The organism is Xylophilus sp. GW821-FHT01B05 (assembly GCA_038961845.1).
Taxonomy (GTDB): domain Bacteria; phylum Pseudomonadota; class Gammaproteobacteria; order Burkholderiales; family Burkholderiaceae_C; genus Xylophilus.
Genome location: CP152408.1, coordinates 3,498,829 through 3,519,654 on the forward strand (window position 1 = coordinate 3,498,829; position 20,826 = coordinate 3,519,654).

Below are 20,826 nucleotides of genomic sequence, written 5' to 3' on the forward strand. Positions count from 1 at the left end.
CCGGCATGGTTCAGGGGGTGGCCATGGCCGCCTTCAGGCGCGGCTGTGGCAGGTGGGGGGCATGCTCGGCGGCCATCGCCAGCACCGGACCAAAACGGCGCTGCTTCTTCTGCGCATGGTTCTGCGCGATATCGGCGATGCGATGGTCTAGGAACGGGTTCTCGAAGCGCTCGCGCACATCGACCAGGTAGGCATCGGCCTGTGGCCGCGCACCGATGGCGCTGAATACCGGCAGGATTTCTTCCGCCCACAGGGCTTCAAGCCCGCTGCGCAGCGCCGCGTCTGCCATGGCCTCGCGCACGGTCTCGCCGGGCGCGCGGCCCTCTTGCAGCCAGCGCTCGGCCAGGTAGGTGTGGCCGGCGTTCAGCAGGAAGAGCTTCAGCCGCTCATGCGCGGCAAGGTCATCGGTCAGCACGATGGCGGGATGCGTGCACGGCAGCAGCATGCGGGGCTGGCGCTCTATCACCCACACCGCATAGGGCTCGGCCACGGCACCGACAGGCTCCAGCGCCTCGGAGACGATGCGGTCCACCAACGAATTGGCCCACACGCAGTGCGTGCCGAGCCAGGTAGCAAAGGCCGCGTCCAGCCCCCACTGCCGCGCCAGGCCCACCACCAGGTCACGCAGCACATCGCCGTTGCGCTCGACCAGTTCGCAGGGCAGCAGCGTGAGCGGCGCCTGGGGCTGCGCGCGCCAACGGCCGTGCAACAGCACCAGCAGCTTGGCGGGGAAACTGTGCGGCGGCGCGCTGCCCTCTGCCAGCGCGGCGGGGCCGTCGCGGGCATCTGTCAGGTAACCGCGGTCGGCCGTGTTGGAGACGATGACCTGCACCTCATGCGCCACCGCGCTGCGCAGCGCCGGCCAATGGGCAGACGCCTGCAGCGCCTCGCGCACTGCCGTGCATTGCACGCTGCGGTCAATGCGCTCGCCGCCCGCCAGGCCGCGGATGCGCACCGGATAGCCCGCCCCCTGTGCCAGCGCGGCAATGCGCGCCGCGCCGTCCGAGCGGTCCGTTGTCTGCACCAAGGTGATGCCGCCAAGAGCATTGCCCGCACCATGCAGCCCTTGCAGCGCGTCGGAGATGAACAGGTCCACATGCGCCTGCAGGAAGCGGCTGGTGCCGAACTGGAGGATGGGCTGGGCCATTCGCGTCAGACCTCGACGATGGCCTTGACCACGCCGCGCGCGGGGTCGAGCAATTGGGCAAAGTCCGTTGGCACGTCGGCCAACTGCATGCGGTGCGTGTTCAAGGCATCGGTCGGCACCTGGCCGCTGCGCATTGCCGCCAGCACCGTCTCGAAATCCTCGGTGGTGGCATTGCGGCTGCCCAGCAAGGTGGTTTCACGCTTGTGGAACTCCGGGTCAGAGAAGCTGATGGTGTCGCGCACCACCGAGATGAGCACGTACTTGCCGCCATGGGCGACAAAGCCAAAGCCGCGCTCGATGGCCTTGGCATTGCCGGTGGCGTCAAACACCATGTCGAAGAATTCGCCATCGGTAGCCGCAGACAGCTGCGCCTGGTCGCCCGCCCCCAGCGCCACCGTGCCGGCCACGCCCAGCTCGCGCTGGCAGAAGTCGAGCCGGTCCTGACGGCCGTCGAGCGCAGTCACCACCGCGCCGCGTAGCCGGGCAAAGACCATGGCCGCCATGCCGATCGGGCCCGCGCCCACCACCAGCACCCGCTGGCCGGGCTGCACGTCGCCCCGGCGCACGGCATGCGCGCCGATGGCCAAAAATTCCACCATGGCGGCCTGGTCCAGCGTGACGCCTTCAGCCTTGTGCACAAAGGCCTCGGGCAGGGACAGGTACTCAGTGAAGGCGCCGTCGCGGTGCACGCCCAGCACCTGGATATTGACGCAGCAATTGGTCTTTCCCTGCCGGCAGGCGATGCACTTGCCACAGGAGATGTAGGGCATCACATAGGCCACATCGCCCACGGCCAGGCGGCCGCCCGGCACCGCTTCTTCCACCACGCCCGACAGCTCATGCCCCATCACGCGCGGGTACTGCAGGAAGGGCTGGTTGCCCGTGAAGATGTGCAGGTCGGTGCCGCACACGCCCACGCGCTTGACGCGCAGCAGCACCTCGCCTTCACCGCGCACGGGGCGCTCGCGTTGCTCGGCGCGCAAGGTGCCGGGGGTTTCACAGATCACGGTCAGCATGGTGGTTCCAGGGAGAGAGATGCGAATGAGGGATGTGGATGGAATGCGGTGGCTCAGCCGCCGTGGTACTTCTTGTAGATCGCGACCAGCTTGCCGTTGGCCGTGTTCTTGGTGATCCAGTCGTCGATCCAGGCCTTGAGCTCGGGCTCGTTCTTGCGCAAGCCAATGCCCAGCGGCACGGTCGACATGGTGAATTTGGTGACCATGTCTTTCTGCGGCGCCTTGGCCAGAACGGTGCTGACGATGGCGGGCGAGGTGGCGATGATGTCGGCCTGGCCGCTGACGGCGGCGGTGACCAGCGTGGCGTCGTCGTCGTAGCGCACGATCTGCGCGTCTTTCGCGCCGGTGGTCACGACCTTGTCGTTGTTGGAGCCGCGCGTGGTGGCCACGCGCTTGCCCTTCAAGTCTTCATAGCCCTTGATCTGCATGGCCTTGGGGCCGGCGACCACGGCCAGGATCTGCGCATAGGGCACCGAGAAGTCGATGACCTTCTCGCGCTCGGGCGTTACCGACAGCGACGCCACCACGATGTCGGCCTTGCCGGTCTGCAGGAAGGGGATGCGGTTGGGGCTGGTGGTCTGCACGATCTCGATGGCAACGCCCAGGTCCTGCGCCAACAGGTGGGCGGTTTCCACGTCGGAGCCCACCGGCTTCATGGCGTCGTCCACAAAGCCGTAGGGTGGCGAGCCGGTGTCCAGCGCGATGCGGATCTTCTTGGCTTCGCGGATGTCCTTGAGCAGATCGGCATGCGCAGTGCCCGCGCCAAAGGCCAGCAAGGCGGCGCATGCCAGCACGCTGCGCAGCATTGAGGATGTCTTCATGGTGCTTGTCTCCAGTGGTTGTGGTTGCTTGGAAAAAACAGATGGCTAAAGGCCGTTGCCAACGAAGTCGCGCAGCTCCGTGGTGGCGGGCGCATCCAGGATGGCTGCGGGGCCGTGCTCCCAGACGCGGCCCTTGTGCATGAAGACGACCTCGTCGGCCACCTTGCGCGCAAAGGCCATCTCGTGGGTCACCAGGATCATGGTCATGCCGTCGGCGGCCAGGCGCTCCATCACGCGCAGCACCTCGCCGGTGAGCTGCGGGTCGAGCGCCGAGGTGACTTCGTCAAACAGCATCAGTTGCGGCGACATCGCCAGCGAGCGCGCAATGGCCACGCGCTGCTGCTGGCCGCCCGAGAGCTGCGACGGGTAACAGCTGGCCTTCTCGCCCAGGCCGACCTGCTCCAGCACCTCCAGCGCGCGCTGGCGTGCCGCGGCACGGCTGGTTTTCTGCACCAGGCGCGGCGCCAGCATGATGTTTTCTTCCACCGTCAGGTGCGGGAACAGGTTGTAGCTCTGGAACACGATGCCCACGTCGCGCCGCAGCTGGTGCAGGTCCAGGCCCGGCGCCGTCACCTCGTGGCCGCAGACGCGGATGCGGCCCTGGTCCACCGTTTCCAGCCGGTCGATGCAGCGCAGCGCGGTGCTCTTGCCCGAACCGCTCTGGCCGATGATGGCGACGACCGCGCCCTTCTTTACCGTGAACGACACGTCCTCCAGCACCCTGGTGGTGCCGAAGCACTTGGAGATGTTCTCGATCTCAACGATGGCCGACATGGAAGCTCCTCTCAAGCCGGCGGCTCAGCACCGACAGCGGATAACACAGGGCGAAATACATGGCCGCCACGATCACGAAGATGACGAAGGGCTCGAAGGTGGAGTTGTTGATGATCTGGCCCGCACGCGCCAGCTCCACGAAGCCGATGGCCGAGGCCAGCGAGGTGTTCTTGACGATCTGCACCATGAAGCCGACCGTGGGCGGGGTGGCGATCTTCACGGCCTGCGGCAGGATCACGTGGCGCACGCGCTGGTGCCAGCGCAGCGCCAGGCATTCAGCCGCTTCTGCCTGGGTGCGCGGCACGGATTCGATGCAGCCGCGCCAGATCTCGCCCAGGTAGGCCGACACATAGATGGACAGCGCCAGCGCCGCCGCAGCCAGGGGCGCGATGTTCAGCCCCAGCGCCGGCAAGCCAAAGTAGGCCAGCGGCAGCAGCACCAGCAGCGGCGTGCCCTGGATCAGCTTGATGTAGAGCGACACCGCCAGGCGCGACGCCCGTGGGCCGTAAGAGCTGCCCAGCGCCACCGCAAAGCCGAGCAGGCCACCGCCCACAAACGCCAGCAGCGACAGCGCAACGGTCCACAGCAGCCCGTCGAACAGGAACTTCAGGTGTGCAGCATTCAGGAAACCCATGACACGCAGCCTTTCTTCACAAAGGGGTGCCAAGGCGGCGGCGGCGCGGGAAGGCGACCAGGCCCACCAGCCAGAACACCGCGCGCATCACCAGCGACATGGCCAGGTAGGCGACGGCGACGATGAGGTAGGTCTCAACCGAGCGGAAGGTGTCGGACTGGATGCGGTTGGCCACGGCCGTCAGTTCCTCGGCCGAGATCTGCGAGCAGATGGAGGACGCCAGCATCAGCAGCACGTACTGGCTGGTCAGCGCGGGAAACACGCGCTCGATCGCCGGCGGCAGCACGACGTGGCGCAGCATCTGCCAGCGCGACAGCGCCAGGCATTCGGCGGCTTCGAGCTGGCTGCGCGGGATGGATTCGATGCCGGCGCGCACGATCTCGCTGGTGTAGGCGCCAACGTTGACCACCAGCGCCACGGTGGCCGCCGTGAACGCGCCCACCTGAAAGCCCAGGGAAGACAGGCCAAAGTAGACGATGAAGACCTGCACCAGCAAGGGCGTGTTGCGGATCACCTCGATATAGACGCCTGCCAGCCGGGCCAGCCACTTGGCGTGGCCGGTGGTGGCCAGCGCGCAGAACACGCCCACCAAAAAGCCGAAGAAGGTGGACGACAGCGCCAGGGCCAGCGTGGTCCATGCACCGGCCACCAGATCTGGCCAGTAGGCCAGCGGCGCGGCAAAGTCGAATGAATATTTCAAAAGTGTTCTACGGCAGGGGCTTGAAGCCTTGCCGCCCATCGCGGTTTTTTGGTAAGGCCAATTTAAACCCAACAGGGGAATTGGCCTTACCGTATTAACCCCAGGTAGCCCGCATCGCCTTTTTCATCCAAATAACTACACAATTGGCCAGGCCAGATGGTCAGGCCGAACTCCCAGAGCTACGCAACGCCCCCGATCCGTTCCATGACAGAAACGCCAAAACTCATCGAATCGCGCCGCCTCTACCAGCAGATCGCGGACAAGGTGCGCACGCTGATCCAGCAGGGCAACCACCGCGAAGGCAGCCGGCTGCCGCCCGAGCGCGACCTGGCCCAGCAGTTGGGCGTGTCCCGCCCCTCGCTGCGAGAGGCGCTGATTGCGCTGGAGATCGAAGGCAGCGTGGAGATCCGCATGGGCTCGGGCGTCTATGTGTGCAGCCGCGCCCTGCGCCGCCCAGCGCTGCCAGCCTTCATGGGAGAGAGCCCGGCCGAACTGATGCAGGCACGCGGCGCGCTGGAAGGCGCGGTGATCGTGCTGGCCTGCGTGCACGCCACCCCCCAAGCGCTGGCGCGGGTGCAGGACAGCGTCGACGCCATGCGCGCCGACATCGCCGCCAGCCGCGACGTGCTGGAGCACGACCGCGAGTTCCATGTGCGCATTGCCGAGATGAGCGGCAACTCCGTCCTCGTGCGTCTGGTGGGCACCTTGTTCGACGAGCGCCAGAGCCCGCTCGCCTCCCACATGCGCGAGCGCCTGGAAGACCGCCCCAGCCTGGATGCGGCGCTGGCCGAGCATGAGCAGATCCTGCGCTGCCTGGTCCAGCGCGACCCGCTGATCGCCGAGGCCGCCATGCGCTCGCACATCCGTGCCGCCGCCGAGCGCTGGGTCACACCCTGAATCCCTCCCGCCAAGGGCGGGAAAACATTACGCACCAACCCGATGCCATAACGCACGAATGTGGTGCAGACTCGTTGGGCTACCGGCATGATTACCGGGCATTCCAGGTTGCTGCGGGCACTGTTTTTGCTCAATGCAAGCATCAGTAACTTAAATGGTGTTTCTCATGACCCTGCGCGCCTCCCTCCGCTCTACCGTCCAGATTGCCGCATTGGCCCTGGCAGGCGCACTGGGCTCCGCCCAGGTGCAAGCCCAGGCAGTGACGCCGGTCAAGTTCCAGCTCGACTGGCGCTTTGAAGGCCCGGCCGCCCTGTTCCTGGTGCCGGTGGCCAAGGGCTACTTCAAGCAGGCCGGGTTGGATGTCACGGTGGATGCAGGCAATGGCTCTGGCGGCACGGTCACGCGCGTGGCCTCTGGCACCTACGACATCGGCTTTGCCGACCTGGCCTCGCTGATGGAGTTCCACGCCAACAACCCCGACGCGCCGAACAAGCCCGTGGCCATCATGATGGTCTACAACAACACGCCGGCCTCGGTGATGGCGCTGAAGAAATCCGGCATCACCAAGCCCGCCGACCTGGCCGGCAAGAAGCTGGGCGCCCCCGTGTTCGACGCCGGCCGCCGCGCCTTCCCGATCTTTGCGCAGGCCAACAAGATCGGCGCCGTGCAGTGGACCGCCATGGACCCGCCGCTGCGCGAAACCATGCTGGTGCGCGGCGACATCGACGCCATCACCGGCTTCACCTTCACCTCGCTGCTCAACCTGGAAGCGCGCGGCGTGAAGGCCTCCGACGTAGTCGTGCTGCCCTACCCGGACTACGGCGTGAAGCTGTATGGCAACGTGATCATCGCCAGCCCTAAGTTCCTGAAAGAAAAGCCGGAAGCCGCCAAGGCCTTCCTGTCGGCCTTTGCCAAGGGCATGAAGGACGTGCTGGCCAACCCGGCCGCTGCGGTCGAGACGGTGAAGGCGCGTGACGGCATCGTCAACAGCGAGTTGGAGACGCGCCGCCTGAAGCTGGCCATCGACACCGTCGTCAACAGCCCCGACGCCCGCGCCGAAGGCTTTGGCCAGGTCAACACCGGCCGCCTGGCGCTGATGGCATCGCAGGTGTCGGACGCGTTCGCCACCAAGACCCGCGTCAACCCCGATGCGGTCTGGACCAGCGCCTACCTGCCGCCGGCGGCAGAGCTCAACGTGCTGCCGCGCAAGTAAGGCCTGCGCCGGCCCGGCACCGTTCGGGCTGGCGCATCTACTACAAAAACAATAGCTAGAAGCCCATGTGCAGCCTGGGCTTAAGCCATATTTCATCAAAAAACGCATGCAAGACCCCGCCGAACCGTACTTTGTCGATTTCCGCGACGTCTGGCTCGCCTACAACGAAGAGCTGCTGCGCGCCAACCACTTTGCGGTGGAAGGCATCAACCTGCAGGTCGGGCGCGGTGAATTCATCGCCATCGTCGGCCCCTCGGGTTGCGGCAAGTCCACCTTCATGAAGCTCACCACCGGGCTGCGCATGCCCTCGATGGGCAAGATCCTGATCGACGGCCAGCCGGTGACCGGGCCGCTGAAGATTTCGGGCATGGCCTTTCAGGCGCCCTCGCTGCTGCCCTGGCGCACCACCGTTGACAACGTGCTGCTGCCGCTGGAGATCGTCGAGCCCTACCGCTCCAGCTTCAAGCAGAAGAAAAAGGAATACGCCGAGCGCGCCCGCCGCCTGCTGCAGAAGGTCGGCCTGGGCGGCTACGAGGACAAGTTTCCGTGGCAGCTGTCGGGCGGCATGCAGCAGCGCGCCAGCATCTGCCGCGCGCTGATCCACGAGCCCAAGATGCTGCTGCTGGACGAGCCCTTTGGCGCGCTCGACGCCTTCACGCGCGAAGAGCTGTGGTGCATCCTGCGCGACCTGCAGGCCGAGCAGCAGTTCAACGTGATCCTGGTCACGCACGACCTGCGCGAGAGCGTGTTCCTGGCCGACACGGTGTATGTGATGAGCAAGAGCCCGGGCCGCTTCGTGGTCAAGCGCGACATCGACTTCCCCCGCCCGCGTCCGCTGGAGCTCACCTACACCAAGGAATTCACCGACATCGTGCTGGAGCTGCGCAGCCATATCGGCGCCATCCGCTCGCCCGTGTCCCCATAATAGAAGAGCCCCATGCGCAATAAGAACCTGGAACGCTGGTCCCCCTGGATCCTGCTGCTCCTCATCATCGTGCTGTGGCAGTTCATCTGCAGCGCCTTCAATATCTCGGAGTTCATCTTCCCCAGCCCGCTGCGCATCTGGACGCAGTTCATGGAGTTCAAGGCCATCATCGCCGGCCATGCCTGGCGCACCTTCTGGGTGACCATGGTGGGCTTTGGCATTGCCATCGTGGTCGGTGTGCTGCTGGGCTTTGTCATTGGCAGCTCGCGCCTGGCCTATGCCGCCATGTACCCGCTGATGACCGCCTTCAACGCCCTGCCCAAGGCGGCCTTTGTGCCCATCCTGGTGGTGTGGTTCGGCATTGGCGTGGGGCCTGCGGTGCTCACCGCTTTTTTGATCAGCTTCTTCCCGATCATGGTCAACATCGCCACCGGTCTGGCCACGCTGGAGCCCGAGCTGGAAGACGTGCTGCGCGTGCTGGGCGCCAAGCGCTGGGACGTGCTGATCAAGGTCGGCCTGCCGCGCTCCATGCCCTACTTCTACGGCTCGCTCAAGGTTGCCATCACCCTGGCCTTTGTCGGCACCACGGTGTCGGAGATGACCGCCGCCAACGAGGGCATCGGCTACCTGCTGATCTCGGCCGGCTCCAGCATGCAGATGGGCCTGGCCTTTGCCGGCCTGCTGGTGGTGGGCGCCATGGCCATGGCCATGTATGAGCTGTTCAGCGTGATCGAAAAGCGCACCACGGGCTGGGCCCACAGAGGATCGCAAGGCGAATGACAACGCCGCTCACCGACGAGCAGATCGCCCGTCACCTGCGCCGCGCCAACACGGTGGCCGAACGCGCCATGGCCATGGGCCGGCATCCGTTTGGCGCGCTGCTGCTGGCGCCCGATGGCGAGACGGTGCTGGCCGAGCAGGGCAACATCGACACGGTGAACCACGCCGAATCAACCCTGGCCCGCAGTGCCGCCGTCAACTACCCCGGCGCCTACCTGGCGCAGTGCACCCTGGTCACCACCTTTGAGCCCTGCGCCATGTGCGCCGGCACCATCTACTGGGCTGGCATTGGGCAGGTGCTGTACGGCGCGGAAGAAAGCACGCTGCTGGCGCTGACCGGCGACCACCCCGAGAACCCCACGCTCGCCCTGCCCTGCCGCGAGGTGTTCGCGCGCGGGCAGCGGCAGGTTGCCGTGATCGGCCCGGTGCCGGCGCTGGAAGGCGAAATGGCGGCGCCGCACCAGGGGTTCTGGCAGCGCTAGCAGTCCGCGCGGGCCAGGCCAGCCCTGGTGCGAACACGCCGCCAGTGTTTCGGATGTTCCGCTCCGCAGGGGGTTACATCCCGCCCAAACCAAGCCTCATTCCCGCCATCTGCCGTGGCCGCTGGCATGGCCTTTGCTGTGTCTTGCAAAAGCTGTCACACCACGAGATCCCCAAAAAATACCGCATGAAAGCGGATGTTACATACGGATGGCCGTCATTTCCTAGGTTTTCCCCCACCAAACGTCCTGGCGCCTGACTGGCGCAGACGGGCGGCGCCTGCTTCCAAGCCCAATCCAAGCGACTGCCGATTTTCGAGCGCTGAAATGCCTTGCATCTTTTTTGACCATTTGCTTACTCCGTTGACATATAGATGCCATTTCCAGCTATCAGAATCCGGCGCGCGTCGTCCACACAGGTCGACTGACCTGTAAAGAAACCTACGCATGAAGAACCTCATACGGCATCCCGCCGGATTGCTGCTGGCCCTGAGCTTGTCCGGGCCCGCCATGGCGGCCCTGGGCCAAAACGCCACCTCGGTGGACACCGATCGCCAGCAGATGCGCGCCTCGGCGCTGCGCAGCACATCCAGCAGCACCTATACGGTGCATGAATACACCCTTGATTCCGGCACCGTGGTCCGCGAGTACGCGCAGTCCTCGGGAAAAGTGTTTGCCGTGGCATGGGAGGGCCCGTTCATGCCCAACCTGCAGCAGTTGCTGGGCAACGAGCATTTCGCCACCTACGCCGAGGCCGCCAGCAGCCGTGGCCGCAGCGGCGGCGCCCTGGTATTGCAGAAGTCGAGTCTGGTGTTCCGCTCGACCGGGCACATGCGCGCCTTCTCAGGCCAGGCCTACCTTTCCAATCAGTTGCCGCAGGGAGTCAACGTTGAAGACATTCGCTGAATTCCGGGCGCAGGCCGGCCGCCATCTTGTTGCGGCATTGGCAGCGACAGTCTTGCTCGCAGGGTGCGGCGGCGGTGGTGACTCAAGCTCCGCGACAAGTTCTTCCTCCCTCGGGACGGGAACCAGCACTTCGTCGACCAGCAGTACGACCGCAACCGCCACCACCACCTCTGCGGCCAGCAACGTCCTTGCCATCAAGATAGACAACGGCCCGTCGGGCATCACCAACCGCGTCGCCAACATTCCCTATGTCAGCCTCACCATCTGCCCGCCCGGCAGCTCCAGCGGCTGCCAGGTGATAGACCACGTGATCGTGGACACCGGCTCCTACGGCCTGCGGCTGATGGCTTCGGTGCTCAACAACCTGTCTGGCCTGCCCCTGCAGCAGAACACCGCCGGCAACGCCTATGCCGAATGCGGCCAGTTCGTGAGCGGCTACACCTGGGGGTCGGTGCGCACTGGCGACGTGACCCTGGGCGACATGAAGGTGCCCTCGCTGCCGCTGCAGGTGATAGCGGACCCCGCCTTCTCCTCCGTCCCCACCTCGTGCTCCAGCACCGGCAGCAACCAGGGCACGGTCAGCGCCCTGGGCGGCAACGGCATCCTGGGCATTGGCTATTTCCTGCAGGACTGCGGCATCGCCTGCGCCAACAAGGCCATTGCGGGCGCCTACTACAGCTGCCCTACCAGCACTTTCTGCTCGGCTTCCGCCATTCCCGTGGCGCAGCAGGTGGCCAATCCCGTGGCGGGCCTGCCCAGCGACAACAACGGCACGGTGGTGCAGCTTCCCGCCGTGCCGGCGGGCGGTGCCACCGGCGTGACGGGCTCGCTGATCTTTGGCATCGGCACCCGCTCCAACAATGCCCTGGGCTCGGCCACGGCCTATGGCGTGAGCCCGTCCACCGGCTACCTGACCACGGTCTACAACAGTCGCAGCTACACCCATTCCTTCATCGACAGCGGCTCCAATTTCTACTTCTTCAACGACAGCACGCTGACCGCCTGCACGGGCGCCACCAGCGGCTTCTACTGCCCCAGCAGCACACGCTCGCTGACTGCGCAGTTGCAAGGCCAGGGCAGCATCAACACCAGCGGCACCGTCAGCTTCAGTGTCGCCAACGCCGCCAGCACCTTCAGCAACTTCGGCGCCGCCACGGCCTTCTCCGATGTGGCTGCGACCTCCACCGACAGCACCTCTTTCGACTGGGGCCTGCCCTTCTTCTTTGGGCGCAGCGTCTTCACGGCGCTGGAGGGCGCAAGCACGCCGGCCGGCACCGGGCCGTACGTAGCCTTCTGATCCGTGGCCGGGTTAAGCTGCCGCGTCATGCATGACGCGTACGGCTTTCCCCCATGACCACTGAACCCACCGGCCCGGCCACGCCTGGGCCCATCCGCCAGGCGCTGGAGCTGGCGCACGGCGCGCTGTTGCGCACCTCTCCCAACCCCCGCGTGGGCTGCGTGCTCACCGACGCACAGGGCCGCGTGCTGGGCGAAGGCGCCACCCAGCGTGCTGGCGGCCCGCATGCGGAGGTGATGGCGCTGCGCGACGCCGCGGCGCGCGGGCATGCGGTGCAGGGCGCCACCGCCTATGTCACGCTGGAGCCCTGCTCCCACCATGGCCGCACCGGCCCCTGCTGCGACGCGCTGATTGCCGCCGGCATCCGCCGGGTGGTGGCCTCCATTGCCGACCCCAATCCCGCCGTGGCCGGCCAGGGCTTTGAGCGGCTGCGGGCGGCCGGTGTAGCGGTAGAAGTGGGCCCCGGCGCAGAAGAATCGCGCGAACTCAATATTGGCTTCTTCAGCCGCATGGTGCGCAAGACGCCCTGGGTGCGGCTCAAGACCGCTGCCTCGCTCGACGGCAGCACCGCCCTGCCGGACGGGCGCAGCCAGTGGATCACCGCCGCCCCGGCGCGGGCCGACGGCCATGCCTGGCGGGCACGCGCCTGCGCCGTGCTGACCGGGGTCGGAACGGTGCTGGAAGACGATCCACAACTGGACGTGCGCCTGGTCGAGACACCGCGCCAGCCGCATCTGGTGATCGTCGACAGCCGCCTGGAGACACCGCCCGACGCCCGCCTGTTCGAGGTGCCGCAGCGCGCCGTGTGGATCTACTGCGCCCAACCCGACGCCCAGCGCCAGGCCGCGCTGGAGGCCCTTGGCGCCACGGTTAGCTGCCTGCCCAACGCGCAAGGCAAGGTGGATCTGGCCGCCCTGCTGCAGGACCTGGCCCGGCGCGATGTCAATGAACTGCACGTGGAGGCCGGCGCGCGGCTCAATGGCTCGCTGGTGCGCGAAGGCCTGGTGGACGAACTGCTGGCCTACCTCGCGCCCAAGCTGATCGGCGAGGGCCGGCCGATGGCCAGCTTCGGGCCGCTGGCGGCACTGGACGACGCGCTGGCGCTGGTGTTTCGCTCGGCGGAGGCGGTCGGGAATGACCTGCGCATCCTGGCCCGAGTGCAGGGCCGCGACCGTTTCTAGGGGTCTGCCCGTGGGGGCGGCCCAATCCCTGCGAAAATACCGCGATGTTTACCGGAATCATCACCGGCGTGGGGCGCATCGCCGCCGTCCACGACCTGGGAAGCTCTTTGCAGCACTATGGCAAGCGCCTGACCGTGGAGGCGCCTACCGGCTACCTCGACGACGTCGGCCTGGGCGACAGCATTGCCCTCAACGGTGCCTGCATGACCGTCACCACGCTGGACCTCCCGTCCAGCGCCTTCACCATCGACATCTCGGCCGAGTCGCTCGACAAGACCGCCGGCCTGGACCAGGCCGGTGCCGTCAACTTGGAGAAGGCCTTGCGTGCGCATGACCGCCTGGGCGGGCACATCGTGTCTGGCCACGTAGATGGCATCGGCCACGTGCGCAGCTTTGGCCCCGTGGGCGAGAGCTGGGACCTGCAGGTGCTGGCACCGCCGGCATTGGCGCGCTACCTGGCCTACAAGGGCTCGATCACCGTCAACGGCGTGAGCCTGACGGTCAACCAGGTGGACGACGTGGCCGAAGGCGCCGTCATCCACATCAACCTGATTCCCCACACGGTGCAGAACACGGCGCTGCATGCGCTGCGCGAAGGCACCGCCGTCAACCTGGAGATCGATACCGTCGCCCGCTACGTCGAGCGCATGCTGTCGGTCTCCGCCCTGCCCTCGCTGGCCCCGCGCGCACCATGAGCCCTGTTTCCCCCGTTCCCATCTCGCCGGTCGAGGACATCGTGGCCGACATGCGCGCTGGCCGCATGGTCATCCTGGTGGATGAAGAAGACCGCGAGAACGAAGGCGACATCGTCATCGCGGCCGATCACATCAGCGCCGAATCGATCAACTTCATGGCCCGCCATGCGCGCGGCCTGATCTGCCTCACGCTGTCGCGCGAGCTGTGCGAGCGCCTGCAGCTGCCGCCCATGGTGACGCGCAACGGCGCCAAGCACTCCACCGCCTTTACCGTCTCGATCGAGGCGGCCGAGGGCGTGACCACCGGCATCTCGGCGGCCGACCGCGCCCGCACCGTGCAGGCGGCCGTGGCGCGCAATGCCCAGGCCAGCGACCTGGTGCAGCCCGGCCATATCTTCCCGCTGCAGGCGGTAGACGGCGGCGTGCTGATGCGCGCCGGCCATACCGAAGCCGGCTGCGATCTGGCCGTCATGGCCGGCTGCAGCCCGGCATCGGTGATCTGCGAGGTGATGAACGAGGACGGCACCATGGCGCGCCTGCCCGACCTGCAGATCTTCGCGGCCCAGCATGGGCTGAAGATCGGCACCATCGCCGACCTGATCGAGCACCGCAGCCGCAATGAATCGCTGGTTGAAAAGCTCGGCACCCGCCTGCTCAAGACCGCCGCTGGCGAGTTCACCGCGCATGCCTTCCGCGACAAGCCCAGCCGTGGCCTGCACCTGGCACTGGTGCGCGGCGCCTGGGCGCCCGAAGACGTGGTGCCGGCACGCGTGCACGAGCCGCTGTCGGTACTGGACGCGCTTGAGATCGACCGCAGCATGCACTCCTGGAGCCTGGACGCCAGCCTGCGCCACATCGCCCAGGAAGGCCGTGGCGTGGTGGTACTGCTGAACTGCGGCGAAAGCGCAGCCGAGCTGCTGGCCCAGTTCGAAGGCACGGCACGCGCCGCGCAGGCGCCCGAGCGCGGCAGCATGGACCTGCGCACCTACGGCATTGGCGCGCAGATCCTGCGCGAATGCGGGGTGCACCGCATGAACCTCATGGGCGCGCCGCGCCGCATGCCCAGCATGGCCGGCTATGGCCTTGAACTTGTCAGCTACCTGCAAAAGGACTAACCCCATGTTTGGCGCAAATCAGGGCCAGGGCGAACGGCAGGACGGCAGCAAGCTGTCCATCGGCATCGTGCAGGCCCGCTTCAACGAACACATCACCAATGCGCTGGCCGATGCCTGCAAGGCCGAACTGGCCGTGCTGGGTGTGGCCGAGCAGAACATCACCCACGTGCGCGTGCCCGGCGCACTGGAAGTGCCCGCGGCCCTGCAGGCCATGGCCGCCACCGGGCGCTACGACGCCCTGGTGGCGCTGGGCTGCATCATCCGCGGCGAGACCTACCACTTCGAGCTGGTGGCCAATGAATCCGGTGCCGGCGTGACGCGTGTGTCGCTGGACCACCGCGTGCCCATCGCCAACGCCATCCTCACCACCGAAAACAACGAACAGGCGCTGGCCCGGCAGACCGACAAGGGCCGCGACGCAGCCCAGGTCGCCGTGGAAATGGCGAACCTGCTGGACACCCTTGCATGAGCTCTGACAACAACCCCACCCCGCCACCGCAACGCCCGGGCCTGACCGCCAGCGGCGCGCGCAAGGCCTCGGCCAAGTCCGCCCGCAGCCGCTCGCGCGAGTTCGCGCTGCAGGCGCTCTACCAGCACCTGGTGGGCCACAACGAAACCACGGCCATCGACCACTTCACGCGTGACCTGTCGGGCTTCCACAAGGCCGACGCGGCGCACTACAACGCACTGCTGCACGGCTGCGTCGAAGAGGCCGAGGCCCAAGATGCACTGATTGCCCCGCTGCTGGACCGCAAGTTCGCCGAGGTCTCGCCGGTCGAGCATGCGGTGATGTGGATCGGCGTCTATGAGTTCCGCCACTGCCCCGACGTGCCTTGGCGCGTGGTGCTCAACGAGTGCATCGAGCTGGCCAAGGAATTTGGCGGCACCGACGGCCACAAGTACGTGAACGGCGTGCTCAACGGCCTGGCGCCCCAACTGCGCAGCGCCGAAGTGACGGCAGACCGCGCCAAGCCCGCAGGCAGCGGCGCGCGGTGAAGATTTCTGCCCGGGCTGAGCGCATCGAGCCCTTCTATGTGATGGAGGTGGCCAAGGCCGCCGCCGAGCGCGCCAAGGCAGCCAGCCACAGCGGCCGACAGATGCTGTTCCTCAATATTGGCGAGCCGGACTTCACCGCGCCGCCGCTGGTGCAAGAGGCCGCCGCCCGCTCGGTGCGCGACGGCAGCACGCAGTACACCCAGGCCACCGGCCTGCCCGCGCTGCGCGAGCGCATCTCTGGCTGGTACGCCGAGCGCTTTGGCCTGCAGGTGCCGGCGCGGCGCATCGTCGTCACCGCCGGTGCATCCGCCGCACTGCAGTTGGCCTGCCTGGCCCTGATAGACGCCGGCGACGAAGTGCTGATGCCCGACCCGAGCTACCCCTGCAACCGCCACTTTGTGAGCGCGGCAGACGGCACGGCCGTGCTGGTGCCCACCACGGCGGCCGAGCGCTACCAGCTCAGCGCCGCCAAGGTCGAGGCCGCCTGGACGCCGCGCACCCGTGGCGTGCTGCTGGCTTCGCCCTCCAACCCCACGGGCACTTCGATCCACCCCGAAGAACTGGCCCGCATCCATGCCGTGGTGCGGGCGCGCCAGGGCGTGACGCTGATCGACGAGATCTACCTGGGCCTGAGCTATGACGCCGCCTTTGGCCAGAGCGCCTTGGCGCTGGGCGAGGACCTGGTCAGCATCAACAGCTTCAGCAAGTACTTCTGCATGACCGGCTGGCGCCTGGGTTGGCTGGTGGTGCCGGATGCCCTGGTGCCGGTGGTCGAGCGCCTGGCGCAGCACCTGTTCATCTGCCCCAGCACCGTGTCCCAGCATGCGGCACTGGCCTGCTTCGAGGCCGAGAGCATTGCCGAGTACGAGCGCCGCCGCAGCGAATTCAAGGCGCGCCGCGACTTCTTCCTGCCCGCGCTGGCCGCTGCCGGCCTGCCGGTGCCGGTCGCGCCCGATGGCGCCTTCTACGCCTGGGCCGACAGCAGCGAAGCCTGCCGCCGCCTGGGCGTGGCCGACAGCTGGGAGCTGGCCTTTGCCCTGATGGACCAGGCCGGCCTGGCGATCACGCCGGGCCGCGACTTTGGCACGGCCGAGACCGCGCAGCGCATCCGTTTCTCTACCGCCAGCTCCATGGCCCACCTGCAGGAAGCCGCGGCGCGGCTGAAGGCCCTGTTGGGCTAAGAACGCATGCCCTTCAGCTTTCCGATTCGCATCTACTGGGAAGACACCGATGCCGGCGGCATCGTCTTCTACGCCAACTACCTGAAGTTCTTCGAGCGCGCGCGCACCGAATGGCTGCGCGCGCTGGGCTTTGGCCAGCAGCACCTGCGCGAGGCCACCGGCGGCATGTTCGTGGTGACCGACACCCAACTGCGCTACCTGCGCCCGGCGCGCCTGGACGACGAACTCCTTGTAACAGCGGCACTACGGGAAAGCGGCCGCGCCTCGCTGACAATCGCCCAGCAGGCGTTTCGCGCGCCCTCCCCTGGCAGCGCCGGTGATCCCGAGTTGCTGTGCGAGGGAACCATCCGCATTGGCTGGGTCGAAGCTTCTACGCTGCGGCCGGCCCGCATCCCGTCATCGATCCTGGAAGTCCTCAAGCCATGAACCCTCAACAAGACATGTCCATCCTGCATCTGGTGCTCAACGCCAGCCTGGTGGTGCAACTGGTCATGCTGCTGCTGGCGGGCGTCTCCATCTCCAGCTGGGCCGCCATCTTCCGCAAGCTGTTTTCGCTCAAGCGCGCGCGCACGCTCAACGACGACTTCGAGCGCGAGTTCTGGTCCGGCACCAGCCTGAACGACCTGTTCGCGGCGGCCGCGGCCAATGCCAAGAGCACCGGCCCGATGGAACGCATCTTCGCCAGCGGCATGCGCGAGTACCAGAAGCTGCGCGAGCGCCGCATCACCGACGGCGGCGCCCTGCTCGACGGCGCACGCCGCGCCATGCGCGCGAGCTTCCAGCGCGAAATGGACACCATCGAATCCGGCCTGTCCTTCATGGCCACGGTCGGTTCGGTCTCGCCCTATGTGGGCCTGTTCGGCACCGTGTGGGGCATCATGCACGCCTTCACCGGCCTGTCGGCGCTGCAGCAGGTCACGCTGGCCACCGTTGCGCCCGGCATCGCCGAAGCCCTGGTGGCCACTGCCATCGGCCTGTTCGCCGCGATCCCGGCGGTGGTGGCCTACAACCGCTTTGCCCGCGACATCGACCGCCTGGCGATCCACCAGGAGACCTTCATCGAAGAGTTCTCCAACATCCTGCAACGCAACCTCGGCGCGCAATCGGCGTCGGGCCGCTAAGCACGCACGGCAGGAGGACAGCATGCCCGCAATGGCTTCCCGCGGCCGTGGCCGCCGCACCATCAACGAGATCAACATGGTGCCCTTCATCGACGTGATGCTGGTGCTGCTGATCATCTTCATGGTGACCGCGCCGCTGATCACGCCCAGCACCATCGACCTGCCCAGCATAGGCAAGGCCAACAAGCAGCCCGACCGGGTGATACAGATCATCGTCGGCAAGGACGAGACGCTGCAGATCAAGACCCCCGACCGCACCGCGCCCACCACGCTGCGCGACGTGGCGAATGCAGTGCGCCAGGCCACAGCGTCGGATGTGGCATCCACCGCCAACGGCGCGGCCGGCACCTCCAGCAGCGCCGTCGTCATCAGTGCCGACCGCACGGTGAAGTACGAGACCGTGGTGAAGGTGATGGACACGCTGCAGCGCGCTGGCGTGCAGCGCGTGGGCTTATCCGTGCAGTTGGCTCCGTAAGGTATGGAACACCCCCAGGCTACGCGCTTCGCGTCTTCGCCTTCCCCCTTGCAGGGGGCACATCCTGCGGCCTGGCAAAGCCAGTTCCGCGGATGTCTGCGCTTGGCCTGCTCCGCGGCCCTCGGTGCCATTTCAATGAATAACTGAGTCGGCCGCTTTCTCCCTCTTTGGCCTCCATGCAGCACCACCATCCGTCTGAACGCTACGAATTCGCGCCCCCGCCGCAGCGCCGCTCGCCGGGGTCGGTGATCCTGGCGGTGTCTGCCCACTTGCTGCTGCTGGCGGCACTGACCTGGGGCGTGCGCTGGAAGCAGGAGTCCGACAGCCCCGCGGTCGAGGCCGAGCTGTGGTCCGCCGTGCCGCGCCAGGCCGCGCCGCGCGCGGTGGAAGTGCCCGCGCCGCCGCCAGCGCCCGCCCCGGTTCCCGCGCCCGCCCCCGTGCCTGCGCCCCCTCCACCACCGCCACCGCCCGCGCCGGCCCCAGACACGCGCGACGCCGACATCGCCCTGCAGCGCCAGAAAGAGCAGCAGCAACGCGAGAAAGAGCGCCAGCAGCAACTCGAAATCGCCAAGCAGCAAAAGCTGAAGGATGAGCGCGAGAAAGCCGAGAAAGCCGAAAAGGCGGAGAAGGAAAAAGCCGCCAAGGAAAAGGCAGAGCGCGAGAAGCAGGCCCAGTTGGACAAGCAAGCCCAGCTCGACAAGCAAAAGCAGCAGCAAGCCGCCGAAGACAAGAAGAAGCAGGACCAGCTCAAAGCCCAGCAAGACGCCAAGCGCGTGGAGGCCGAGCGCCTTGCCAACATCAAGCGCATGCAGGGCCTGGCCGGCGCTACCGGCGGGGCTACGGCAACGGGCAGCGACCTGCGCTCGTCCGGCCCATCCGGCTCCTATGGCGGCAAGGTCGCGGCCAAGGTGCGGCCCAACATCGTGTTCTCCGACGATGCGCCAGGCAACCCGCGTGCAGAGGTCGAGGTGCGCGCCGCACCAGACGGCACCATCGTCGGCCGCCGCCTGGCCAAGTCCAGCGGCAACCCCGCCTGGGACGACGCGGTGCTGAAGGCCATCGACAAGACCGAGACGCTGCCGCGCGACATCGACGGTCGGGTGCCGTCCTCGCTGGTGATCGGATTCCGGCCAAGGGACTGACGCTCAGCCCCAAGCCTTTTCAGCTAACTACTCACGCGCCCCGTTCGCCCTGAGCCGGTCGTTGGGCTTGGTGATGTGTGGCAGGGCTTCGACAAGCTCTGCCCGAACGGTATGGGAACCTGAGTAGCTACCTTTTCAGCATGAAAAGTGCCTTAAGCCCAGGCAGGGCGCCGGCATATAGCTATATATTTTATAGCAACCTTCAGAAGTCGTGCCGGACGCCCGCCTCGAACGCGGTCGACTTCTGCCCACCAAAGTAATTCGGCGCCGTGGCGCTGGCACTGACGGCCGGCCCTCCGGGAATGCTGAACACGGCGGCGCCCTGGTTGGTGATGCGTGCGGCGTGGGCATAGACCGCTGTCCGCTTGGATAGGCCATAGACGTAGCCGACGCCCACCAGGTGCGCATCATTTGCGCTCTGCGCGGCGGTGGCGCCGGTCTGGTTCGCCTGCACATAGGTGAGCTTCACGACGCCGGGGCCTGCGGGAATGCTGGCGCCCAGTTGCGTGTTCACGGTGCGGTCCGGGCCATAGACCCAGCGACGCTGCGCCGCGCTGAGCTTGACGACGCCAAAGTCATAGGACGCGCCGTAGGTCTGGTCCTTGAAGTTCTGGCCCGCATTGGTGTTGCGCGTGGTGAACTGCGCCGCCGCGACGTTGACGCCGTGGCCGGCCCATCCCAGGCGAAAGCCGTTGCCGCGGGTAAAGCCGTTGGCAGTAGTGCCGCCCTCGCCCGCCGTCACGATGAGGCTGCCGTAGACACCGCCCAGGCCACCGGGCAGGAAGTACTCCGCGGCATTGCTGACACGCAGCGTGGGGTTGGCCGCCTGGGATTCCGGCGCCGTCCCAAACGCCTGGCCCAGCGCCCGTGACGCAGAGAAAGAGCGAAAGCTGTTGGCGCTCGCAATGCCCAGCGTGGCGAAGGGATCGAAGCTGCTCCAGACCAGATGCGTGGGCACCCAGTCCCGGCCCAGCCGCAGCTCACCCCAGCGCGCCTGCGCCAGGCTGAGCGTGGAGCGGCGGTCCCAGAACTGCCCGGCGGGTGCGCTCGCCCCGGCGCTGCCGGTGTCGGCCAGCAGGGTGCTGTCGAGGAAGAAGCCCGCGCTCAGGCCTGCACCCAAATCCTCGTTGCCGCGAATGACCAGCTTGCTGGTCGAGTTGGCGCCGCTGACCTCCGAGCTGATAGACCCGGCAGACCCATTGCGAACCTGGCGCACGCCGACATCCATCGTGCCGGACACGCTCACCGACGACTGCGCCACCGCTGACACGCAGGCCATCGCAAGGCCCGCCCCACATATCGACTTCATCATGCTTGTCTCCTCGTTGTGC

The 20,826-nt window shown here is 66.9% G+C and carries 24 protein-coding genes; 17 read left to right on the top strand and 7 right to left on the bottom strand.

The genetic code is table 11. The features are described from left to right. Positions 1-10: 10 nt before the first annotated feature. From AAFF27_16270 to AAFF27_16295, 6 genes are read right to left on the bottom strand one after another with little or no spacing between them, the layout of a single operon-like run. Positions 11-1,147, bottom strand: coding sequence for a mannitol dehydrogenase family protein (locus AAFF27_16270; protein XAH21570.1), 1,137 nt, complete (start codon positions 1,145-1,147; stop codon positions 11-13). A gap of 5 nt (positions 1,148-1,152) precedes the next feature. Then, positions 1,153-2,163, bottom strand: coding sequence for a zinc-binding alcohol dehydrogenase family protein (locus AAFF27_16275; protein XAH21571.1), 1,011 nt, complete (start codon positions 2,161-2,163; stop codon positions 1,153-1,155). A 53-nt stretch (positions 2,164-2,216) separates the two neighbouring features. Further along, complete coding sequence (locus AAFF27_16280; GenBank protein ID XAH21572.1) at positions 2,217-2,984, bottom strand: transporter substrate-binding domain-containing protein; 768 nt, start codon at positions 2,982-2,984, stop codon at positions 2,217-2,219. Positions 2,985-3,029: 45 nt separating this feature from the next. Next, positions 3,030-3,758: an amino acid ABC transporter ATP-binding protein gene (locus AAFF27_16285; GenBank protein ID XAH21573.1), complete on the bottom strand. Its 729-nt coding sequence runs from the start codon at positions 3,756-3,758 to the stop codon at positions 3,030-3,032. Further along, entirely contained in the window at positions 3,742-4,392 is a 651-nt protein-coding gene (locus AAFF27_16290; protein ID XAH21574.1) for an amino acid ABC transporter permease, read from the bottom strand. The genes AAFF27_16285 and AAFF27_16290 overlap by 17 nt, the downstream gene beginning before the upstream one ends. Positions 4,393-4,408: 16 nt before the next feature. Beyond that, positions 4,409-5,092, bottom strand: coding sequence for an amino acid ABC transporter permease (locus AAFF27_16295; GenBank protein ID XAH21575.1), 684 nt, complete (start codon positions 5,090-5,092; stop codon positions 4,409-4,411). 204 nt (positions 5,093-5,296) lie between these two features. Between AAFF27_16295 and AAFF27_16300 the strand changes: the two genes are divergently transcribed. The 17 genes from AAFF27_16300 to AAFF27_16380 all read left to right on the top strand — a co-directional run bounded on the left by AAFF27_16300 (position 5,297) and on the right by AAFF27_16380 (position 19,495). Continuing rightward, positions 5,297-5,989, top strand: a complete 693-nt coding sequence (locus AAFF27_16300; protein ID XAH21576.1) for a FadR/GntR family transcriptional regulator — start codon at positions 5,297-5,299, stop codon at positions 5,987-5,989. Positions 5,990-6,155: 166 nt separating this feature from the next. After that, the gene (locus AAFF27_16305) at positions 6,156-7,202 is read left to right on the top strand and encodes an ABC transporter substrate-binding protein (GenBank protein XAH21577.1); all 1,047 of its coding nucleotides are present in this window, start codon (positions 6,156-6,158) and stop codon (positions 7,200-7,202) included. Between the two features lie 106 nt (positions 7,203-7,308). Next, positions 7,309-8,127 carry an ABC transporter ATP-binding protein gene (locus tag AAFF27_16310; protein ID XAH21578.1) on the top strand — a complete coding sequence of 273 codons (819 nt, stop codon included), beginning with the start codon at positions 7,309-7,311 and terminating at the stop codon, positions 8,125-8,127. A 12-nt stretch (positions 8,128-8,139) separates the two neighbouring features. Further along, positions 8,140-8,907 (top strand): ABC transporter permease, encoded by a 768-nt coding sequence (locus AAFF27_16315; protein ID XAH21579.1) that lies wholly within the window; start codon positions 8,140-8,142, stop codon positions 8,905-8,907. Next, a complete protein-coding gene (locus AAFF27_16320; protein ID XAH21580.1) occupies positions 8,904-9,389 on the top strand; it encodes a nucleoside deaminase in 486 nt (161 codons plus the stop codon). Before AAFF27_16315 ends, AAFF27_16320 begins: the two co-directional genes overlap by 4 nt. Before the next feature lie 444 nt (positions 9,390-9,833). Beyond that, positions 9,834-10,292: a DUF2844 domain-containing protein gene (locus tag AAFF27_16325; GenBank protein XAH21581.1), complete on the top strand. Its 459-nt coding sequence runs from the start codon at positions 9,834-9,836 to the stop codon at positions 10,290-10,292. Then, on the top strand, positions 10,276-11,589 hold the full coding sequence (locus tag AAFF27_16330; GenBank protein ID XAH21582.1) for a DUF3443 domain-containing protein: 1,314 nt from the start codon (positions 10,276-10,278) through the stop codon (positions 11,587-11,589). Before AAFF27_16325 ends, AAFF27_16330 begins: the two co-directional genes overlap by 17 nt. 53 nt (positions 11,590-11,642) lie before the next feature. Continuing rightward, positions 11,643-12,770, top strand: a complete 1,128-nt coding sequence (ribD, locus tag AAFF27_16335) for a bifunctional diaminohydroxyphosphoribosylaminopyrimidine deaminase/5-amino-6-(5-phosphoribosylamino)uracil reductase RibD (protein ID XAH21583.1) — start codon at positions 11,643-11,645, stop codon at positions 12,768-12,770. A 44-nt stretch (positions 12,771-12,814) separates the two neighbouring features. Continuing rightward, positions 12,815-13,465: a riboflavin synthase gene (locus AAFF27_16340; protein XAH21584.1), complete on the top strand. Its 651-nt coding sequence runs from the start codon at positions 12,815-12,817 to the stop codon at positions 13,463-13,465. Beyond that, the gene (gene ribBA, locus AAFF27_16345) at positions 13,462-14,580 is read left to right on the top strand and encodes a bifunctional 3,4-dihydroxy-2-butanone-4-phosphate synthase/GTP cyclohydrolase II (protein ID XAH21585.1); all 1,119 of its coding nucleotides are present in this window, start codon (positions 13,462-13,464) and stop codon (positions 14,578-14,580) included. The genes AAFF27_16340 and ribBA overlap by 4 nt, the downstream gene beginning before the upstream one ends. Positions 14,581-14,584: 4 nt before the next feature. Then, positions 14,585-15,049 carry a 6,7-dimethyl-8-ribityllumazine synthase gene (ribH, locus tag AAFF27_16350; protein ID XAH21586.1) on the top strand — a complete coding sequence of 155 codons (465 nt, stop codon included), beginning with the start codon at positions 14,585-14,587 and terminating at the stop codon, positions 15,047-15,049. Beyond that, a complete protein-coding gene (nusB, locus tag AAFF27_16355; GenBank protein XAH21587.1) occupies positions 15,046-15,576 on the top strand; it encodes a transcription antitermination factor NusB in 531 nt (176 codons plus the stop codon). The genes ribH and nusB overlap by 4 nt, the downstream gene beginning before the upstream one ends. After that, positions 15,573-16,757 (top strand): pyridoxal phosphate-dependent aminotransferase, encoded by a 1,185-nt coding sequence (locus AAFF27_16360; protein ID XAH21588.1) that lies wholly within the window; start codon positions 15,573-15,575, stop codon positions 16,755-16,757. Before nusB ends, AAFF27_16360 begins: the two co-directional genes overlap by 4 nt. A 6-nt stretch (positions 16,758-16,763) precedes the next feature. Then, positions 16,764-17,183: a tol-pal system-associated acyl-CoA thioesterase gene (gene ybgC / locus AAFF27_16365; GenBank protein XAH21589.1), complete on the top strand. Its 420-nt coding sequence runs from the start codon at positions 16,764-16,766 to the stop codon at positions 17,181-17,183. Next, positions 17,180-17,878 (top strand): protein TolQ, encoded by a 699-nt coding sequence (tolQ, locus tag AAFF27_16370; protein ID XAH21590.1) that lies wholly within the window; start codon positions 17,180-17,182, stop codon positions 17,876-17,878. The genes ybgC and tolQ overlap by 4 nt, the downstream gene beginning before the upstream one ends. Before the next feature lie 22 nt (positions 17,879-17,900). Beyond that, entirely contained in the window at positions 17,901-18,353 is a 453-nt protein-coding gene (locus tag AAFF27_16375) for a biopolymer transporter ExbD (protein ID XAH21591.1), read from the top strand. A 176-nt stretch (positions 18,354-18,529) separates the two neighbouring features. Further along, on the top strand, positions 18,530-19,495 hold the full coding sequence (locus AAFF27_16380) for a TonB family protein (protein ID XAH21592.1): 966 nt from the start codon (positions 18,530-18,532) through the stop codon (positions 19,493-19,495). A 202-nt stretch (positions 19,496-19,697) separates the two neighbouring features. On the opposite strand, the gene AAFF27_16385 is transcribed toward AAFF27_16380, so the two are convergent. Beyond that, complete coding sequence (locus AAFF27_16385; protein ID XAH21593.1) at positions 19,698-20,807, bottom strand: porin; 1,110 nt, start codon at positions 20,805-20,807, stop codon at positions 19,698-19,700. Positions 20,808-20,826: the final 19 nt, after the last annotated feature.

What these genes read in the sequence shown, in the direction of transcription:
- AAFF27_16280 (XAH21572.1), bottom strand. Translation starts at nt 2,984, where the DNA reads ATGAAGACATCCTCAATGCTGCGCAGCGTGCTGGCATGCGCCGCCTTG.
- AAFF27_16385 (XAH21593.1), bottom strand. Translation starts at nt 20,807, where the DNA reads ATGATGAAGTCGATATGTGGGGCGGGCCTTGCGATGGCCTGCGTGTCA.
- AAFF27_16340 (XAH21584.1), top strand. Translation starts at nt 12,815, where the DNA reads ATGTTTACCGGAATCATCACCGGCGTGGGGCGCATCGCCGCCGTCCAC.
- ribD (XAH21583.1), top strand. Translation starts at nt 11,643, where the DNA reads ATGACCACTGAACCCACCGGCCCGGCCACGCCTGGGCCCATCCGCCAG.
- AAFF27_16380 (XAH21592.1), top strand. Translation starts at nt 18,530, where the DNA reads ATGCAGCACCACCATCCGTCTGAACGCTACGAATTCGCGCCCCCGCCG.
- AAFF27_16315 (XAH21579.1), top strand. Translation starts at nt 8,140, where the DNA reads ATGCGCAATAAGAACCTGGAACGCTGGTCCCCCTGGATCCTGCTGCTC.
- ribBA (XAH21585.1), top strand. Translation starts at nt 13,462, where the DNA reads ATGAGCCCTGTTTCCCCCGTTCCCATCTCGCCGGTCGAGGACATCGTG.
- AAFF27_16285 (XAH21573.1), bottom strand. Translation starts at nt 3,758, where the DNA reads ATGTCGGCCATCGTTGAGATCGAGAACATCTCCAAGTGCTTCGGCACC.
- AAFF27_16310 (XAH21578.1), top strand. Translation starts at nt 7,309, where the DNA reads ATGCAAGACCCCGCCGAACCGTACTTTGTCGATTTCCGCGACGTCTGG.
- nusB (XAH21587.1), top strand. Translation starts at nt 15,046, where the DNA reads ATGAGCTCTGACAACAACCCCACCCCGCCACCGCAACGCCCGGGCCTG.
- AAFF27_16275 (XAH21571.1), bottom strand. Translation starts at nt 2,163, where the DNA reads ATGCTGACCGTGATCTGTGAAACCCCCGGCACCTTGCGCGCCGAGCAA.
- ybgC (XAH21589.1), top strand. Translation starts at nt 16,764, where the DNA reads ATGCCCTTCAGCTTTCCGATTCGCATCTACTGGGAAGACACCGATGCC.
- AAFF27_16290 (XAH21574.1), bottom strand. Translation starts at nt 4,392, where the DNA reads ATGGGTTTCCTGAATGCTGCACACCTGAAGTTCCTGTTCGACGGGCTG.
- AAFF27_16305 (XAH21577.1), top strand. Translation starts at nt 6,156, where the DNA reads ATGACCCTGCGCGCCTCCCTCCGCTCTACCGTCCAGATTGCCGCATTG.
- AAFF27_16320 (XAH21580.1), top strand. Translation starts at nt 8,904, where the DNA reads ATGACAACGCCGCTCACCGACGAGCAGATCGCCCGTCACCTGCGCCGC.
- AAFF27_16325 (XAH21581.1), top strand. Translation starts at nt 9,834, where the DNA reads ATGAAGAACCTCATACGGCATCCCGCCGGATTGCTGCTGGCCCTGAGC.
- AAFF27_16270 (XAH21570.1), bottom strand. Translation starts at nt 1,147, where the DNA reads ATGGCCCAGCCCATCCTCCAGTTCGGCACCAGCCGCTTCCTGCAGGCG.
- ribH (XAH21586.1), top strand. Translation starts at nt 14,585, where the DNA reads ATGTTTGGCGCAAATCAGGGCCAGGGCGAACGGCAGGACGGCAGCAAG.
- AAFF27_16375 (XAH21591.1), top strand. Translation starts at nt 17,901, where the DNA reads ATGCCCGCAATGGCTTCCCGCGGCCGTGGCCGCCGCACCATCAACGAG.
- AAFF27_16300 (XAH21576.1), top strand. Translation starts at nt 5,297, where the DNA reads ATGACAGAAACGCCAAAACTCATCGAATCGCGCCGCCTCTACCAGCAG.
- tolQ (XAH21590.1), top strand. Translation starts at nt 17,180, where the DNA reads ATGAACCCTCAACAAGACATGTCCATCCTGCATCTGGTGCTCAACGCC.